Source organism: Paenibacillus monticola, from assembly GCF_009664975.1.
Classification (GTDB): domain Bacteria; phylum Bacillota; class Bacilli; order Paenibacillales; family Paenibacillaceae; genus Paenibacillus_AQ; species Paenibacillus_AQ monticola.
The window spans coordinates 160,154-176,536 of the sequence record NZ_WJXB01000014.1; the positions used below are offsets into that span (position 1 = coordinate 160,154).

Annotated in this window: 16 protein-coding genes; 13 read left to right on the top strand and 3 right to left on the bottom strand. The window is 47.8% G+C overall.

Annotated elements, in window-relative coordinates; genetic code table 11:
* Positions 1-210: 210 nt before the first annotated feature.
* Both GJB61_RS26500 and GJB61_RS26505 read left to right on the top strand, forming a co-directional pair.
* Positions 211-1,569 (top strand): TrkH family potassium uptake protein, encoded by a 1,359-nt coding sequence (locus GJB61_RS26500; RefSeq protein ID WP_229522456.1) that lies wholly within the window; start codon positions 211-213, stop codon positions 1,567-1,569.
* A 15-nt stretch (positions 1,570-1,584) separates the two neighbouring features.
* Positions 1,585-2,253, top strand: coding sequence for a potassium channel family protein (locus GJB61_RS26505; RefSeq protein WP_154122041.1), 669 nt, complete (start codon positions 1,585-1,587; stop codon positions 2,251-2,253).
* A 79-nt stretch (positions 2,254-2,332) separates the two neighbouring features.
* On the opposite strand, the gene GJB61_RS26510 is transcribed toward GJB61_RS26505, so the two are convergent.
* Entirely contained in the window at positions 2,333-3,232 is a 900-nt protein-coding gene (locus GJB61_RS26510; RefSeq protein ID WP_154122042.1) for a LysR family transcriptional regulator, read from the bottom strand.
* A 468-nt stretch (positions 3,233-3,700) separates the two neighbouring features.
* Between GJB61_RS26510 and GJB61_RS26515 the strand changes: the two genes are divergently transcribed.
* The 7 genes from GJB61_RS26515 (at position 3,701) to GJB61_RS26545 (ending at position 10,621) form a co-directional block, all read left to right on the top strand.
* Positions 3,701-4,375 (top strand): succinate dehydrogenase cytochrome b558 subunit, encoded by a 675-nt coding sequence (locus tag GJB61_RS26515; RefSeq protein ID WP_154122043.1) that lies wholly within the window; start codon positions 3,701-3,703, stop codon positions 4,373-4,375.
* 80 nt (positions 4,376-4,455) lie between these two features.
* Positions 4,456-6,198, top strand: coding sequence for a succinate dehydrogenase flavoprotein subunit (gene sdhA, locus GJB61_RS26520; RefSeq protein ID WP_154122044.1), 1,743 nt, complete (start codon positions 4,456-4,458; stop codon positions 6,196-6,198).
* A 70-nt stretch (positions 6,199-6,268) separates the two neighbouring features.
* Positions 6,269-7,033, top strand: coding sequence for a succinate dehydrogenase iron-sulfur subunit (gene sdhB / locus GJB61_RS26525; RefSeq protein WP_154122045.1), 765 nt, complete (start codon positions 6,269-6,271; stop codon positions 7,031-7,033).
* 577 nt (positions 7,034-7,610) lie between these two features.
* A complete protein-coding gene (locus tag GJB61_RS26530; RefSeq protein WP_154122046.1) occupies positions 7,611-8,411 on the top strand; it encodes a DUF3891 family protein in 801 nt (266 codons plus the stop codon).
* Between the two features lie 19 nt (positions 8,412-8,430).
* A complete protein-coding gene (locus tag GJB61_RS26535) occupies positions 8,431-9,093 on the top strand; it encodes an ion channel (RefSeq protein WP_154122047.1) in 663 nt (220 codons plus the stop codon).
* Positions 9,094-9,109: 16 nt separating this feature from the next.
* Positions 9,110-10,045 (top strand): metallophosphoesterase, encoded by a 936-nt coding sequence (locus GJB61_RS26540; RefSeq protein ID WP_154122048.1) that lies wholly within the window; start codon positions 9,110-9,112, stop codon positions 10,043-10,045.
* A gap of 36 nt (positions 10,046-10,081) precedes the next feature.
* Positions 10,082-10,621: a GNAT family N-acetyltransferase gene (locus GJB61_RS26545; RefSeq protein ID WP_154122049.1), complete on the top strand. Its 540-nt coding sequence runs from the start codon at positions 10,082-10,084 to the stop codon at positions 10,619-10,621.
* Positions 10,622-10,744: 123 nt separating this feature from the next.
* Here GJB61_RS26545 and GJB61_RS26550 read toward each other — a convergent pair whose 3' ends face one another.
* Both GJB61_RS26550 and GJB61_RS26555 read right to left on the bottom strand, forming a co-directional pair.
* Positions 10,745-11,554 (bottom strand): histidinol-phosphatase, encoded by an 810-nt coding sequence (locus GJB61_RS26550; RefSeq protein WP_154122050.1) that lies wholly within the window; start codon positions 11,552-11,554, stop codon positions 10,745-10,747.
* A 35-nt stretch (positions 11,555-11,589) separates the two neighbouring features.
* Positions 11,590-12,492 (bottom strand): LysR family transcriptional regulator, encoded by a 903-nt coding sequence (locus tag GJB61_RS26555; protein WP_154122051.1) that lies wholly within the window; start codon positions 12,490-12,492, stop codon positions 11,590-11,592.
* 253 nt (positions 12,493-12,745) lie between these two features.
* Here GJB61_RS26555 and GJB61_RS26560 point away from each other — a divergent pair, with 253 nt between their 5' ends.
* The 4 genes from GJB61_RS26560 (at position 12,746) to GJB61_RS26575 (ending at position 16,382) form a co-directional block, all read left to right on the top strand.
* Positions 12,746-13,201 carry a chemotaxis protein CheX gene (locus GJB61_RS26560; protein WP_154122052.1) on the top strand — a complete coding sequence of 152 codons (456 nt, stop codon included), beginning with the start codon at positions 12,746-12,748 and terminating at the stop codon, positions 13,199-13,201.
* Positions 13,202-13,229: 28 nt separating this feature from the next.
* A complete protein-coding gene (locus tag GJB61_RS26565) occupies positions 13,230-14,006 on the top strand; it encodes an SDR family NAD(P)-dependent oxidoreductase (protein WP_154122053.1) in 777 nt (258 codons plus the stop codon).
* A 97-nt stretch (positions 14,007-14,103) separates the two neighbouring features.
* A complete protein-coding gene (locus tag GJB61_RS26570; protein ID WP_154122054.1) occupies positions 14,104-15,639 on the top strand; it encodes a DEAD/DEAH box helicase in 1,536 nt (511 codons plus the stop codon).
* Complete coding sequence (locus tag GJB61_RS26575; protein WP_154122055.1) at positions 15,636-16,382, top strand: ABC transporter ATP-binding protein; 747 nt, start codon at positions 15,636-15,638, stop codon at positions 16,380-16,382. The genes GJB61_RS26570 and GJB61_RS26575 overlap by 4 nt, the downstream gene beginning before the upstream one ends.
* The last annotated feature ends 1 nt before the right edge of the window (position 16,383 follow it).

Here is a 16,383-nt window from a genome sequence, read left to right on the forward strand (position 1 = left end):
AATACTAGTGCCTTGGCAGTTACAAAAATTGTTGTATTATCCTTTTACGTGGAACAGGCTGTTCTTATGCTTTTTTTGTGCATTCTCTTTATAATACATTTTTATAAACAAATAATCTTAAATAATGTCTTTGTGAAGTCAGGTAATAACGTTTATAATTTGTATGCAATTGCTTATTGGAAAAATGATTATAGTCAGAGGGTGAGAAGTTTGGCTTCACAGTTTCCCAAGATTTCTGAATTCAGGTTTCTTAAGCTCTCCCCACCCCAGATTCTAGTGCTCGGTTTTGCTTCTATTATTCTGCTCGGTGCCTTACTATTAATGCTGCCGATTTCCAGTACATCGGGTCAATCCATACCCTTTATTGATGCGCTGTTTACCTCAACCTCGGCCACCTGTGTAACAGGATTAGTGGTGATGGACACGGGAACATCGTTTACCATCTTCGGTAAAATTGTCATTATGGTGCTCATTCAAATCGGCGGGTTAGGTTTTATGACGATGGCAACCTTATTTGCCTTGGTGTTGAAACGCAGAATTTCACTGCGGGACAGACTTATTCTGCAGGAAGCCATGAACCAGAACACGATGGAGGGGATCGTCAGGCTAATTCGGCGGGTGCTGATTTATTCATTGGTCATTGAGGGGACTGCTGCAGCATTGCTGTCGTTCCGCTGGGCCTTTGATATGCCGCTCGGGAGAGCTGTTTTTTTCGGGATGTTCCATGCGGTTTCCATGTTCAATAATGCCGGTTTTGATATCTTTGGCGATTATCGCAGCTTGACTGGGTATGTCTCAGACCCGCTCGTGAATATAGTCGTGATGTTCCTGATCATTACTGGAGGGATTGGGTTTATCGTTATGGTAGATCTAGTAGAGTATCGCGAAAAGCGTAGACTCTCCCTGCATAGTAAGGTTGTATTATCTATGACTGCGGCCCTTATCCTTATAGGTACATTGGTTATATTTATATTCGAATTCACCAATCCGCAAACGCTCGGCCCATTGAATTTTGGTAGCAAAATATTAGCGTCCTTCTTCCAATCGGTCACTCCCCGTACCGCAGGGGCCAATACGGTGGACATTGCTGGCCTGCGTCAGGCTTCACAGTTCTTTATGGTTATTCTTATGTTTATTGGTGCTTCGCCAGGTTCGACCGGCGGCGGTATCAAAACAACTACCTTTACCATTATGATTGGTGCTGTTATCGCCATGCTGCGTGGACGTGAAGATATTGTATTGTTCCGCTATCGGCTGGCACAGGAGCGTATCTTTAAGGCGTTGACCGTAACGTTGCTTGCCTTGCTGCTGATCGTCTCTGTGTCGATGGTACTTTCCACCACAGAGGACCGCAATTTTCTCATGATCTTATTCGAGACGACTTCAGCCTTTGCAACGGTGGGGCTTAGTATGGGACTCACACCTGAGCTGTCGCTTATCGGTAAAATTCTGATTTGTCTGACGATGTTTGCCGGACGGCTTGGCTTATTGACATTGGCATATGCACTTGGGCCAAAACAGGGTAAACCATTGTATAAATACCCTGAAGGTAAAATCATTATTGGATAAGGAGTTAACCGAAAAATGAAAGCACAGCAATTTGTAGTCATTGGACTGGGCCGTTTCGGTTCTAGTCTCGCGCTTGAGCTGATGGAAATGGGCTATGAGGTGCTGGGCATTGACCACCAGGAGGATCGGGTGGAGGAAATGAGCGATCATCTGACACATGCTGTAATGGCGGATGCTACGGATGAAGAAACGATGCGCTCACTGGGTGTACGAAACTTTGACTGTGGGATTGTAGCCATCGGCGACAATATGGAGCGCAGCATTCTGGCAGCCATTACGCTCAAAGAACTGGGCGTGAAGAAAGTAGTCGCCAAGGCGATTACGATACTCCATGGGCGGGCATTGTCCAAGCTGGGTGTGGATAGAGTTATTTTTCCAGAAAGAGATATGGGGGTTCGTGTGGCGCATCAATTGGTCAGACCTCATCTGCTGGATTATATTGAAATCTCCAAGGACTTCAAAATTGTTGAGCTGACCGTGCCTGCCTGTATGGATGGGAAAAGCCTGGCGGAGCTCAATACACGAGCCAAATATGGCTGCAGCATTATTGCACTCAATAGGGATAGTGGAATGATTGTCGCTCCAACTGCACTTGATTATTTGCATAATGGCGATATTATGGTAGTCATCGGCTCTAATGAGAGCATTGCACGATTTGAAGATGAGGCAGTGAATCTGGATTAGTGTTATGGCAAAAACCTCGCGTTCTTCTACGATGAAGGACGCGAGGTTTTTTTATTTCGTAATGGAGCGTAGCACAACCTTACTCCCGTTCCGGCAGAAACACCTCTTCCGTGACCTGAACGAGACTGCGGGCTGCCGTACTTAACCCACCATCGTCACGGAAGATGAGGCAGGTGGTTCGCTGAGTCTGCTCCAGCTCCTTAATATGCAAGGAGACAAGCCCACCACCATTAAGCAGCTCGGGGCGCAAATAAGACTTTGGCAGCAGCGCTGCAGCCTTGATCGTAGGCAGCAGGCGGACAATGGCTTCGAAAGAATCAATTTCGAGGCGCACATCGGGATCGATATTGCAGCGCTGGAACAGGTCGTCCGTCAGACGGCGGTACCAGGTGCCTTTGGAGAAGAGAATCATCGGCAGGTGTGAGAGATGCTCCATAGTCAGCTTTGGGAACTGTGTCAAAGGATGGTGCTCGGAGACAACCAGCCGCAGCTGGTCTTCGAACAGCGGGATGCAGCGCAGTCCCGGCTCCTGTATGGAGGAAGCGATAATTCCGACATCGGACTTCCCTTCGCTGACCGAAGAGACGATCTCATGCGTTCTGCCAGTGATTAGCTTCAGCTCAGCCAAAGGGAATTTCTCCATGTAGGCGTTCACAAGTGGCGGCAGAGTGGTCTGAAGGGTAGTGAGGCTGGCTCCAAGGGTTACAAGCAGCGGCTCACCCTCCTTAAATATGGAAAGCGCCTCCAGAAACTTGGAGCGCTGCTGCCGTTGTTCCAGCGCATAAGTATAGGTGAGTCGTCCAACTTCGGTTAGCTCCAGGCGTTTGCCGTGACGGGTGAAGAGAGCAACGCCTAGCCGTTCTTCCAGCTTGGAGATTTTGCGAGATAGGGCAGGCTGGGACAGGTTGAGTTGGCGAGATGCCCGATTGAGACTGGAATGCTCAACAACCGCTGCAAAAATATCCAAATCGTCAAACATATTAGATTCCTCCTTCGAACAAAACTACTTTGAAAGCGTTCGCTTAAATACATTGTTGGATGGTTAATCGTATTCTGCAGTATTTTGAACATTAAATACGTGATGGAGATCATAGCTAAGCCTGATGATTATTCTTGATACATATAGGGAACTGGGTATTAAATGACGTTTTTCCCTAAGTAAATGAGAATTATTATCACATAAAATTTATTCTTATGCGTTTATTGTATAACGATTAATAATTATATTGCAATTCCCTTATAAGCAAAAAAGGAGTAACATGAAAAGTGACACAAGATATTCACATATTGTGAATAATAAAGCAAAGTCCGGGAAAACATGGAATAGCGGTTAAAATGGACACCCAGCCATCTAAAAATAGCTGAAGTTAGCTATTTCAACTGTAGCCCCGGCAGTGTATGCTCAATAATGAAAACGCTGTTTTAATTGGAAAGGGGACACCGCAGTATGAGAGGATTTTATTCCAGAAAGATTCATTCCTTGCTTGGCGTTATCCCGCTTGGGGGATTCTTCCTTGAGCATATGCTGACGAATTTCTCGGCAGTAGAGGGGGGCGCTTCCGGTTTCAATGACAGTGTGTTGTGGCTGAACAGCCTGCCGCTTGTCTTCTTCCTGGAATTGTTCGGTATATGGCTTCCCTTGTTGTACCATGGGGTTTATGGGCTGTATATTGCCTATCAATCGAAGCCGAACCTTAATCGGTATAACCTGGAGCGCAATTGGCGTTATACGTTACAACGGTATACAGGAGTTATTACATTTATCTTTATCGTCTGGCATGTATTTGAAACCCGGTTCCAGGTGACGCTTGGCAATGTGAAGCATGAAGAGCTAGGCGGCGTTATGCATAATATTGTTACCCAGCCCTTGCTGTTGGCGTTCTATGTCATCGGTATAGTATCGGCTTCCTTCCACTTCTCTAATGGTCTCTGGTCATTCCTGATCAGTTGGGGGATTACAGTGGGACCGCGGTCGCAGAAAGCTTCCTCCATTCTGTGCCTTGGCCTTTTCGTGCTTGTTACTTTAATGTTTATTGTCTCGCTGGTCACTTTCCGTGACAGTGAATTCCAATCTGTGGCATCCGCAGCATCCATTGTACAGTCATTGAGCACCGCAATATAAGCATGAGCTTTTGAAGCGAGTTTGGTACGAAGCTTCTCGTTGCAGCTTATGCTGACGATACCTTTAGGGAGTGAACTATCATGGCAACAGCCGATATTATTATCGTGGGCGGCGGCCTGGCCGGTCTGATGGCTACCATCAAAGCGGCAGAGTCCGGTGCGCATGTTCATTTATTCTCGTTAGTCCCTGTCAAAAGATCACATTCGGTCTGTGCGCAAGGTGGCATCAACGGGGCCGTTAACACCAAAGGCGAGGGTGACTCGCCTTGGGAGCATTTTGATGACACCGTCTATGGTGGTGACTTTCTGGCCAATCAGCCGCCGGTGAAGGCGATGTGTGAAGCTGCGCCAGGGATCATCCATCTGATGGACCGGATGGGTGTTATGTTTAACCGGACGCCGGAAGGGCTGCTCGACTTCCGCCGGTTCGGCGGAACGAAGCGCCACCGTACGGCATTTGCCGGGGCGACGACCGGCCAGCAGTTGCTTTATGCGCTTGATGAGCAGGTACGGCGCTGGGAATCCGAAGGTCTCGTGACCAAAAGCGAGAATTGGGAGTTCCTGGCCTTAATCATCGATGATGAAGGGGCCTGCCGCGGCATAAGCGCCCAGAATTTGAAGACGATGGAGATCGAGACATTTCCCGCAGATGCTGTTATTCTGGCCAGCGGCGGACCTGGTATTATTTTTGGCAAAACGACCAACTCCGTTATCAACACAGGTACAGCAGCAAGCGCTGCCTACCAACAGGGTGTGCATTACGCCAATGGAGAATTCATTCAGATTCATCCGACGGCTATTCCTGGCGATGATAAGCTACGGCTGATGTCCGAATCGGCACGCGGCGAAGGCGGACGTATTTGGACCTATAAAGATGGCAAACCATGGTATTTCCTAGAAGAGAAATATCCGGCTTACGGCAACTTGGTGCCGCGCGATATTGCTACCCGTGAGATTTTTAATGTCTGTGTGGAACAAGGATTAGGCATTAACGGGGAGAACATGGTGTATCTGGATCTTTCCCACAAAGACCCGAAGGAGCTTGACGTCAAGCTGGGCGGAATTATTGAGATCTATGAGAAATTTATGGGCGATGATCCCCGTAAAATACCGATGAAAATCTTCCCGGCCGTTCATTATTCCATGGGTGGCATGTGGGTGGACTATAATCAGATGACGAACATCCCGGGCCTCTTCGCAGCCGGGGAGTGTGAATATCAATATCATGGGGCGAACCGCCTCGGCGCCAACTCCTTGGTATCGGCCATTTATGGTGGCATGATTTCCGGGCCGAAGGCCGTAGAATACATTAAAGGTCTGAAGAAATCGGTGCAGGATATCTCCTCTACCGTGTTCGACAGCTTTCATAAGAAGCAGGTTGATAAATACGAGTCTCTGCTGTCCATGGCCGGTACGGAGAATGCTTACGTGATCCACAAGGAGCTGGGCGAGTGGATGACGGCTAACATGACCGTGGTGCGCAACAACGTCAAGCTTGAGGCAACTATCGGTAAGATCAAAGAACTTAAGGAACGCTACCGCGGCATTAACATGAACGATACGTCGCGCTGGAACAATCAGGGTGTGGCCTTTACCCGTCAGTTGTGGAACATGCTGGAATTGTCCGAGGCGATGACACTAGGTGCGCTATTACGGAACGAGAGCCGCGGTGCTCATTACAAGCCTGAGTTCCCGGAGCGCAATGACGCAGAATTCCTCAAGACTACTAAAGCTACCTGGAGTGCGGAGGGTCCGCAAATTTCATACGAGGCCGTTGATGTCTCATTGATTCCACCACGGATTCGTGATTATTCGAAAGATTAAGGTTTACCGTGCAACGCAATTTTTGAAAAATATAAGAATTCTTACCACACCTTACTAGGAGGTAACTGATATGGCGGAAACAGCTGCAACTCCCAAAATCGTAAAATTTATCATCACCCGCCAGGACGATCCGCAAGGCTCGCCGTATGCGGAGGAATTTGATCTAGCTTACCGTCCGGGAATGAATGTGATCAGCGCTTTAATGGAAATCCAGCGTAATCCGGTTAATGCCAAAGGCGACCATACGGTACCGGTATGCTGGGATTCCAACTGTCTGGAGGAAGTATGCGGTGCCTGCTCCATGGTGATTAATGGTAAACCCCGTCAAGCCTGTGCGGCTCTTATAGATAATCTCGAACAGCCTGTCCATATTGAGCCGATGAAGACTTTCCCTGTGGTACGTGATCTCGTTATTGATCGCAGCCGGATGTTCAATGCGCTTAAACAAGTGAAAGCCTGGATTCCAATCGATGGCACATATGATCTGGGACCGGGACCACGGATGCCGGAGAAGAAACGGCAGTGGGCCTATGAACTATCCAAATGTATGACCTGCGGTGTCTGTCTGGAGGCTTGTCCGAATGTCAACGAGAAGACTAATTTCATCGGACCGGCAGCTATTTCCCAGGTGCGGCTGTTCAATGCACATCCAACAGGAGAAATGAATGCTGATGAGCGGCTGGAAGCATTGATGGAGGATGGCGGTATCGATGGCTGTGGCAATTCGCAAAACTGTGTAAGCGCCTGTCCAAAGGGCATTCCATTGACTACCTCAATCGCTGAAATTAACAAGCAGACCACGAAACATATGTTTAAGCGCTGGTTGGGCGTTTAATTATTAGGATCGGAAATTATATTTACGTAACAAGAGCTTAGCCGACCAGTTGGCTAAGCTCTTTTTGCGCATGGGTAGACGTAACAAAAAGACGCCCCCCGCATATGTTTATGCGGAGGCTACATATATACCAATATTCACTTTACTAACAGTAAATCCAGTTCACGTTGCAGCTGTTTATTTGCAGGATCTTCTTCTAAAGCGCTGATTATCTTTTCAATTTGATCCATATCTTTAAAGTTTTCATTATGAACGAATTTTTCGTGTACCCGTGTTTCAAGAGTGTAGCCGTAATCAAATTCCAGAGTGGAGAAAGTTGAAAGGGCAGCGATTTTGCTAGCCTGTTCTACTGCAAGAATGCTTGGTGTCGGATGATGTGTTTTTCTTCATTTTTTCTCCTACCATGGATAAGAATCTCCTAGAAAAATCTTGTTTTTTTCTTTGCTTGGAATATATAAACATTATAATTCACATTAAACCATGAGCTCCTCATAGAAGAATTACAAGACCCAAATATGATATAATCTCCATAGTTATTGTAAGATTCGGGCAAAGTAACATCCAGGGAGGAATTACAGTGATTTGTCGGGAGCAGACAAAAGCGTTCATAATGGTGAAGCAGCATGATCACGGGCTGCTGTCCGGGCAGCTTGCAGTGAAGTTCAAGGTAGAGCATGTGCCGGCAGAGGGCCGCAGGGATGAAGTGCTGCGAGCGGTGAGCAATCATGACCGGGGCTGGATCGATCTGGATGCTACCCCCTTCTGGAACGATGCGGAGCAGGCACCTTACAGCTTTATCGATTTTCCGGTTGTGCCGAAGCTGACTTTCTATCGTCGAGGATTAGATGAGATTGAAGCGGATACGCCATATGGAGCATTGTTATGTAGTCTACATTTCGAGCGTCTGATTGAGATGTCGGGTGAGGATTACCCAGAGTTAACGGTATATCAGGAGCAGGAAGAAGAGCGCAGGGCCCATATCCGCCTTGATCTCGAACAATCAAGACCATTGGGTGAAGACGAGCTGTATTATGATGCCAGGCTTCTGCAATTTAGTGATGACCTGTCTTTATATATGGCATTAAATGAGCCGGGAAGTCCGAAATCTGAGGAGCATCCGTGGTGGGTAGATGGTTTCTCCGGCACCGAGGATTTCAGCTTTACATCAGGGCGGCGGATTACAGCTGAATGGAAGGATCATACCACACTGATGCTGGACCCTTTTCCATTTACTGAGACCTTCGAGGTATCGTTCATGTTGCGCAAGGTGCTCAAATCAGCAATTGCAGCAAAAGGTCTTGCTCGAGCATACAGCGAAACGCCTGAAGAGGAATGTAGAATCTGGGTGTCGGATCGTCGTGGAGGAAGCATAGAATAAGAACAGGGATGTGGAGGCCATGGCTTGGTGGATGTGGACCCTGAATGTATCAGTAATGATACTGCTGGTATTTTTATCTTACCGGATGAAGTATAAGTGGCTGGGCAAGGGAGTGTTGGTGGTTCCGATACTGATCTATATACTTTTTTCGGTGGAGGATTTGCTGAACTGGATTGATTTGGGTACTCTCTTGCCGGGTAGCGGAGGCATGCGGGGTCTGATCTTAATCTTCTGCCTGGTCTCAGTCTTGTTTTATATTATTTTTATTTTTAATGAAATTAAGGAATCCAACAGTAAGGAAGTTAAGCTGCAGCAGACGCTGGTCCGGATCAGTGTGGCTGCCTTCACCTGCATTATTTTTTTTACTATTGTATACACATCTATATATAAGCTATTTGGACAATCCTCGTTTCAGGGAAAAGGGTTAGGAGAAGATTTGCTTAGCCAGCTCATCACATTTCTGTACTTTAGCGTAGCTACCTTTGCAACGGTTGGGTACGGCGATATTGCCCCGATAGACAATACTTCGCGGCTCGTAGTGATCATGCAGATTAGCTTTAGTTTTATTACTGTTGCCTATGCGTTGTCCATGCTGGGTTTATTTCGTAAAATTCTGGGACCACACTCGGAAGAAGCGGTAGAGGCAGAAATCGAGGTTAAACTCGATACGGAGTTGAAATAAGAAAGGAGAAATCCCTATGAATAAAAGAAACCCGGGGGCTTCTCCCAATAACGATACCCAATTAGTTACGAACAGCAGTCTTTATTCTTCCGGTACTCCTGGAAAAGGTGATAAACCCAAAATCACGCGTCGCCAGTTCTTGGCCCGAGGAGCAGTCACCGTGATTGGCGCCGGCTTGTTCACAAGCGGATATGCCTGGCAGGGAGAACCACGCTGGCTCGATGTCACAAGGATGGAATTGCCACTGCGCGAGCTTCCCTCCGCATTTGCCGGAATCAAGGTAGTTCATTTCAGTGACACTCATCTTGGCTTCAACAAAGGTGCCCATGATCTGGCTAAGCTGGTTGCTCATATTAAAGAGGCTGAGCCGGATCTGATTTGCTTCACCGGTGATATTGTAGACAGTAACCCTGAGGATCTTCTAGATTCGGTGTCAATTCTTGCAGAGTTAACGGCTCCTTTAGGGAAATTTGCCATTCTGGGCAACCATGACTACAAGAATACCGCAAGTGTCACCGGAATGCTGCAATCAGCGGGCTTTAAGGTGCTAAGGAACGAATCGTATCTGCTTAAGCGCGGCGGAGAAGTTATGGCTGTTACCGGACTGGATGATCTGCTTAAAGGGATGCCAGACCCAGAAGCTGCATTGTCTGGTGTTCCGGCGGGAACGTTCACACTGCTGATGATGCATGAGCCGGATTATGCCGATACAGCGGAGGCTTATCCATTTAACCTGCAGCTATCAGGACACAGTCATGGCGGACAAATTCGCTTGCCCATTGCCGGTCCAATGTACACTCCAAACGGAGCACTTAAATACATAGCAGGACTGTATTATACGGAGCATAAGGCGATGCCTGTTTATGTGAACAGAGGTTTCGGCGAGACTTATTTGCCCTTTCGCTTGCTATGTAGGCCGGAATTGACGGTAATTACTTTGCGGCAGGCATAAAATAATGGATAGTAAGCTACAGGAAGGAGCAAGAGGATGAGTACCTACGGAGTAGAATGGTTCCAGCCACAGCAAGGAATAGCGGTTGAACTGAGGCCAATGCTGCGCGAGGATACCTATCTATTGCGAGCACTGCTCTCCCGCCCGGAAGTACAGCCGCATATTGTGATGCGCAGTGGAGCTGGGACGCAAGCCTACCTGGACAAACTTGTACAGCAGATGTTATCCTGCTTCGATCCTGGTGCATTGCATACAGGCATCTATATAAAGGGGCAGCGGGAGCTGATCGGAACCGTCTCTTTACAGAATTGGAATCGCCGTGATGGGTCGGCAATACTAGGCTATATACTGGACCCGGCGTGCTGGGGACACGGTTTTGCGACTGAAGCGGTCGGATTATTACTGAATTACAGTGTTCAAGAGCTTGGAGTGAAGAAGGTGGAGGGGCGCTGCCGGGGGGATAACTTCAGGTCGGAACGGGTGATGGTGAAGAATGGAATGACCCTGGAACGAATCTTGCCGCGGGCGGGTTCTCTAGTTGATGTAATGAAAGTATTCACATTGTTACACAAATGAAATAATGTCGTTATCAAACTCTAACAGGCCTAGGCTATACTAAACCCATGACCCCCTTTTAAAAATATATATACTTTGGGACCCGTTGATTCGGGTCCATTTTTTTGTCTATACAGCTCCGTATTATAACGGAACGTTTATCTTCTGGCGTTGTTTGTAATATACCCATTCGGTATAGCCAATTTCCTTTAAGCGTGATGCTACCAATTCCCAGTCATCTGCCACTCGTGAAGGCTTATGGGCATCAGAGCCGAAGGTGACTTCCACTCCCCAAAAGAGCGCCCGCTCCAGAATGGCATCAGAAGGATACCAGCCCCCACATAGCTTAGTGCCACCAGATGTATTAATCTCAATGGAAACACCACATTCTCCGATAACACGGAGACACTCATCAATCGGTCCGGGGGTAGGAATGTCTGAAAAAGGAGGGTAATTGCCCTTCATAGCGTCAATGTGGCCGAGAATTTGAAACATACCACTGCGAGCCGATTCTGCGATCATCCGGTAATATTCAGTTTTATCAGCGATCTGTTCCTGAGGCGTCAGGTTTTTCCAGCGGTTTTTGTTAAAAATGCTGATCCCCTTAACATTATGTACCGAGCCAATTACATAATCAAAAGGATAAGCAGAGAGAATCTTCCGGTAAACTTCGGCATACTCGGCAAAATAATCAGATTCGATGCCTAACAGAACATCGATAGTGCCTTCATACTCCTTTTTTAAAGAGAGCACTTCATCTACGTAATGGGTAAGTTCTGATTTGCCCATGGCAATGAGGGGGAAAGCTTGCTCAGACGGGCTTCCAAAATACGGAGTATGGTCAGAAATACCTATAGCGTCCAGTCCAACAGCGATTCCGGCCTCAATATAATCCCGAATATTTCCGTCTGCATGACCGCAGCGGAAATGATGTGTATGCAGATCGAATTTCATGGATAAACATCTCCTTTGGGCCTAATGATCTATTGTTACTCTGAACCGATAAACTGTGTTTCTGGCATGCCTTTAAGATCGCTCAGGAATTGTCGCATAGCAGAGTTGACGTATTTGCCAGACTTCGTAATGACACCTACAGGATGAGTAACCTCAAGCTCCATGATGGGAACGATTTTGAGGGAGCCTGCCCGGACTTCAGCGGTAACCGATAATTTGGAGATGATGGCGGCGCCAAGATCCAGCTCTACCATTCGTTTCACTTCCTCACTGCTGGTCAGTTCCATGATAACCTGCGGCTGGATGCCGTGTTTGGCAAACACCTCGTCCGCAAATCTACGGCCTACCGTATCAGGTGATAGCAGGATTAGAGGGGTTCTCCCCAAAGCTTCAATTCCGGCTGATTTAACCATTGCGAGAGGATGCCGCGGAGAAACTACTAGCTCAAACGTGTCGTAATACAGAGTTGAGGTGGTCATAGTGGGACTGCGCCCGATCAAATAACCTATCCCTACATCTACAATTCCGCTCTCCACTTGCTGATAAATCTGGGATGAAGACATCGATGAGATGGATGTTTTGATGTGAGGGAACTGGTCCTGAAAATAGGAAAGGATACGCGGTAAAATTTGAATAGCGATAGATGTAGTGGTACCCAGAATAATATGCCCTTGAGGATTGTCATCAAGATCCGCAAGGCGCTGCTTAAGCTCATCGACAATATTCACAATTTGTACCGCATGTTCGAGAAAGACAGTCCCTCTGTCGGTTAGCGTTACCGGCTGGTTCCGGTCAACCAATTGCGTTTTGAACTCCTCTTCGAGGCTTTTGATTTGTGCTGAGACTGCGGGTTGGGTCAGGTTAAGCAGTTCTCCCGCTTTGCGAAAACTCATTGTTTTGGAGATCGTGATCAGCGTCTCCAGCTGGCTGATGTTCATGGACTACCTCCCTTAGGTCAACCGATTGTGAGTGCCGATTATCTATTTATCTTACGCTCAATGTTGGCATTTGATTAAATTATAGGAGATTACTCCCGGTAGGGCAATGTTAAGCAAAAACTATCTTGGGATTTCAATCGACAAGACACTTAATTTTTGGTGAATTGTGCCGATATATAAAGTATAATGAATCAATATTGCTTGGGACTTTTGATATAGTCTTAAAGCCCGGTAAAGGGGGGACAACACTTTCATGAAAGCAGAAGTAATTAATCCGTTTTTAGAGTCTGCGCGTATTGTAATTGAACAGGTGATTCAGATTTCACCGTCCACTGGCATTCCGGGTATCAAAGAAATTGAGCTGATCGATAACCATATTTGGATTCAAGTCGGAATGTCAGGTCAGTTAACTGGGAATATTATCTTTGGTATCGCCGAACAAGTAGCACTTAAGATTGTATCAGCCATGATGGGCGGCTATCTTATTACTGAAATGGACGACATGGGAAAAAGTGCGATTTCAGAGCTCGGCAACATGATTAGCGGCAACGCCAGCACGATTTTATCCAACCAGGGAGTGTTGGTGGATATTACCCCGCCGAAGCTAATGCAGATCGAAAACATGTCTATTCTGCCCCGCAGAGCGCTGAGTATCCCGTTGCTTATGGAAGGAATCGGGGAATTAGATATTCAGGTGATGATCTCTTAATAGATAATGGGGAGCTGAAATACAGTCCATGATATTAAAAGATAAGGTTGTTGTTATCACTGGGGCATCAAGTGGTATTGGTGCTCTTACGGCACAAATGCTGGGCAAGCGCGGCGCAATTCCTATTCTTGTAGCCCGCTCTACAGACAGGCTGAAAGAAACAGCGGCCGGCATTCCGGGCGTTTTTGGTATGTATTCCTGCGATGTAAGAGATGCAGCAGCAGTCAAGGGGACTTTTGCACAGATCTTATCTACATATGGCCGAATTGATATTTTACTCAATAACGCCGGTTATGGGAAATTCGCATTTTTTAACGACATGGAAGCACAGGAATTTGATGACATGATGGACGTCAACTATATGGGGATTGTCCGCTGTACGAAGGCTGTTCTTCCATCTATGCTGGAACGGGGAAGTGGCCAGATTGTCAATGTCGCCTCAATGGCAGGCAAGATCGGCACAGCCAAATCGGTAGCCTATACGGCTACCAAGCATGCTGTGTTAGGCTTTACCAATGCACTGCGCCAAGAGCTGCGGGGAAGTGGAATTACCATATCGGCCGTGAACCCCGGCCCGATAGCGACTGATTTCTTCAAAACCGCAGACCCTTCCGGGAAGTATGAGAAGAGTATGGCCCGAGTTATCATGACACCTGAACATGTGTCTTCCAAGATTGTAAAGCTCATGGAGAAGGGCAAGGAAGAAGTAGATCTTCCAGGTCTGGCGGGGTTCGGCATAAGGTTGTACGGTCTGTTTCCCCGCTTGGCAGATAAGCTTACCTACAAGGCGATGAACAGGAAATAGAATGTTGCATCGGATCAGGCGGCCTTCCATTTGGTGGAGAGGCCTTTTTGGCATATAATAAAGATATTATCTCAATCGAAAAGGATGAATTACACTTATGAATAAAGCTTCTTTTGCGGCCATCGGCATCCAGGAAGACCTCATTGCCAGATTGTCGGAATTCGGCATTAACGAACCATCCCCGGTACAAGAGCAGAGTATTCCCCTTCTGCTGGAGGGTAGAGATGTTCTTGCTGCATCACAGACAGGAACAGGCAAGACGCTGGCATACCTGCTGCCGCTGCTCCAAAACATTAATCCGGAGCAGAGAGCGGTGCAGAAGATGGTATTGGCACCTACTCAGGAGCTGGCGATGCAAATCGTACGTGAGGCGGAACGATATGGTGCACACCGCGGTATCCGTGTACTGGGCCTTATCGGTGGAGCAGCCATGAAGCGCCAGATCGATAAGCTGCGTGACCATCCTCAGTTGGTTGTAGGTACTCCCGGTCGTATTCGGGAATTGATAGGTATGCGTAAGCTGAAGATGCATGATGTCAGCACGATTGTGATTGATGAAGCGGACCAGATGTTTCAGTTAAGCGGTGCAGGTGAAGTCACAAAGATCGTCAGCAGCGCACAGCGGACGCGCCAACTGGTGATGCTGTCTGCAACTATCGGTCCCGAGATTAAAGCGCTGGCTTTTAAGGAAATGAAGGATATGGCTGAGATCGGTATTGACCCTGGTGTAATGACAACTCAGAGCCTGGAGCATCATTATGTCGTGGCTGAGGAACGTAACAAGATTGACATGCTGCGCCGTGTGATTCGTCATTACAACCCCGATCGGGCACTGGTATTCGTGAATACTAATGATGATATTTCGGATATCGTGGGCAAGCTGAACCACCTAGGTCTGACTGCAGCCTCCATTTCCGGGGATGCGGACAAGGTAACACGCAGCAATGTGTTAGCTGGCTTTCGAGGTGGGAAATTCCGTGTGTTGGTAGCCAGTGACGTAGCTGCAAGAGGGTTGGATATTGAGAATCTTGCGCTTGTAGTCAGCTTTGATCCGGCATTTGATTCCGAGCATTATGTGCATCGGGCTGGACGTACAGGGCGTATGGGACGCAAGGGCTTGTCGGTTAGCATTGTGACCGAGCAGCAGACCTTTATTATGCGTAAATTTGCCAAGGAGCTGAATATTTCACTACAGGAGCGGGAAATGTTCGCAGGCAAGGTATTTGCTGCCGACGAAGCCCGTGGACCTGCCCGCAGCGAAGGAAATGGACCCCGCCGCGAAGGAACGGCTACGCGCAGTGAAGGAACATCTGCCCACCGCGAGGGAAGTGCTGGACGCAGTGAAGGAACACCTGCTCGCCGTGAAGGAATAACAGCGCGTAGCGCCAAGCCGCCGGTCCGGACTGCCGGTGTAGAACCGGATGCTGGCACTGTGAAGCGCGACGAGCCTACGACGCAAGAGAAGACGATTGCACCCACAGGTGGAGAACTGCGGCGCGATCCACAGCGCAGCGTGAATCCAGCTGCGCCTACGGGCAAGCGCAGCAGCAATGCAGAGCGTGAACGCGAACGCAAGAACAAAGGAGCCCCAAAGTGGCTGAAGAACAAAACCCCGAGAGGTGACGGTCAATGAATCAAACTCCCGTATTGGAAATTACGGGCTTAAGCGGAGGATATAGCCTGAACAAGCCGGTGCTGCATGATATCGCACTTCAGGTGCAACCTGGTGAAATGATCGGACTAATTGGTTTAAACGGAGCTGGAAAAAGTACGATCATGAAGCATATTCTCGGCCTGATGTCCCCTCAGAAGGGGGATATCACCGTACTGGGCAAGACCCGAAATGAAGACCCGAAAGGGTATCATAGCGCGTTGTCTTTTGTACCCGAGTCTCCACTGCTGTATGAAGAAATGACGGTGCGTGAGCATATTGAATTTACGGCCAGAGCGTATGGTGTGGACCGCAACGATTATGAAACTCGCAGCAGACATCTATCCGAACTGTTTAATATGGATGACAAAATGGATACACTCTCTTCACATCTGTCCAAAGGCATGAAGCAGAAGGTGATGATTATGTGTGCATTCATTGCACGTCCGTCGCTATATGTAATCGATGAGCCTTTTCTCGGTCTGGACCCGCTAGGGATTCGCTCCCTGCTCGATTTCATGCTGGAACTGAAGAAGTCGGGCGCTTCAATTCTGCTCAGCTCCCATATTCTCTCGACCATTGAGAATTATTGCGATCGTTTTATCGTGTTGCATCACGGCAAGGTCATTGCTGAGGGCACACTGGCGGAAATCGCAGCAGCATCCGGTCAACCGGGTCTGTCTTTGGAACAGCTGTTCTATGAGCTGGTTCAGGGGGGGAAATAAC

Coding starts and splice junctions, on each gene's coding strand:
- GJB61_RS26505 (WP_154122041.1), top strand. CDS start 1,585: ATGAAAGCACAGCAATTTGTAGTCATTGGACTGGGCCGTTTCGGTTCT.
- GJB61_RS26510 (WP_154122042.1), bottom strand. CDS start 3,232: ATGTTTGACGATTTGGATATTTTTGCAGCGGTTGTTGAGCATTCCAGT.
- GJB61_RS26515 (WP_154122043.1), top strand. CDS start 3,701: ATGAGAGGATTTTATTCCAGAAAGATTCATTCCTTGCTTGGCGTTATC.
- sdhA (WP_154122044.1), top strand. CDS start 4,456: ATGGCAACAGCCGATATTATTATCGTGGGCGGCGGCCTGGCCGGTCTG.
- sdhB (WP_154122045.1), top strand. CDS start 6,269: ATGGCGGAAACAGCTGCAACTCCCAAAATCGTAAAATTTATCATCACC.
- GJB61_RS26535 (WP_154122047.1), top strand. CDS start 8,431: ATGGCTTGGTGGATGTGGACCCTGAATGTATCAGTAATGATACTGCTG.
- GJB61_RS26540 (WP_154122048.1), top strand. CDS start 9,110: ATGAATAAAAGAAACCCGGGGGCTTCTCCCAATAACGATACCCAATTA.
- GJB61_RS26545 (WP_154122049.1), top strand. CDS start 10,082: ATGAGTACCTACGGAGTAGAATGGTTCCAGCCACAGCAAGGAATAGCG.
- GJB61_RS26550 (WP_154122050.1), bottom strand. CDS start 11,554: ATGAAATTCGATCTGCATACACATCATTTCCGCTGCGGTCATGCAGAC.
- GJB61_RS26555 (WP_154122051.1), bottom strand. CDS start 12,492: ATGAACATCAGCCAGCTGGAGACGCTGATCACGATCTCCAAAACAATG.
- GJB61_RS26560 (WP_154122052.1), top strand. CDS start 12,746: ATGAAAGCAGAAGTAATTAATCCGTTTTTAGAGTCTGCGCGTATTGTA.
- GJB61_RS26565 (WP_154122053.1), top strand. CDS start 13,230: ATGATATTAAAAGATAAGGTTGTTGTTATCACTGGGGCATCAAGTGGT.
- GJB61_RS26570 (WP_154122054.1), top strand. CDS start 14,104: ATGAATAAAGCTTCTTTTGCGGCCATCGGCATCCAGGAAGACCTCATT.
- GJB61_RS26575 (WP_154122055.1), top strand. CDS start 15,636: ATGAATCAAACTCCCGTATTGGAAATTACGGGCTTAAGCGGAGGATAT.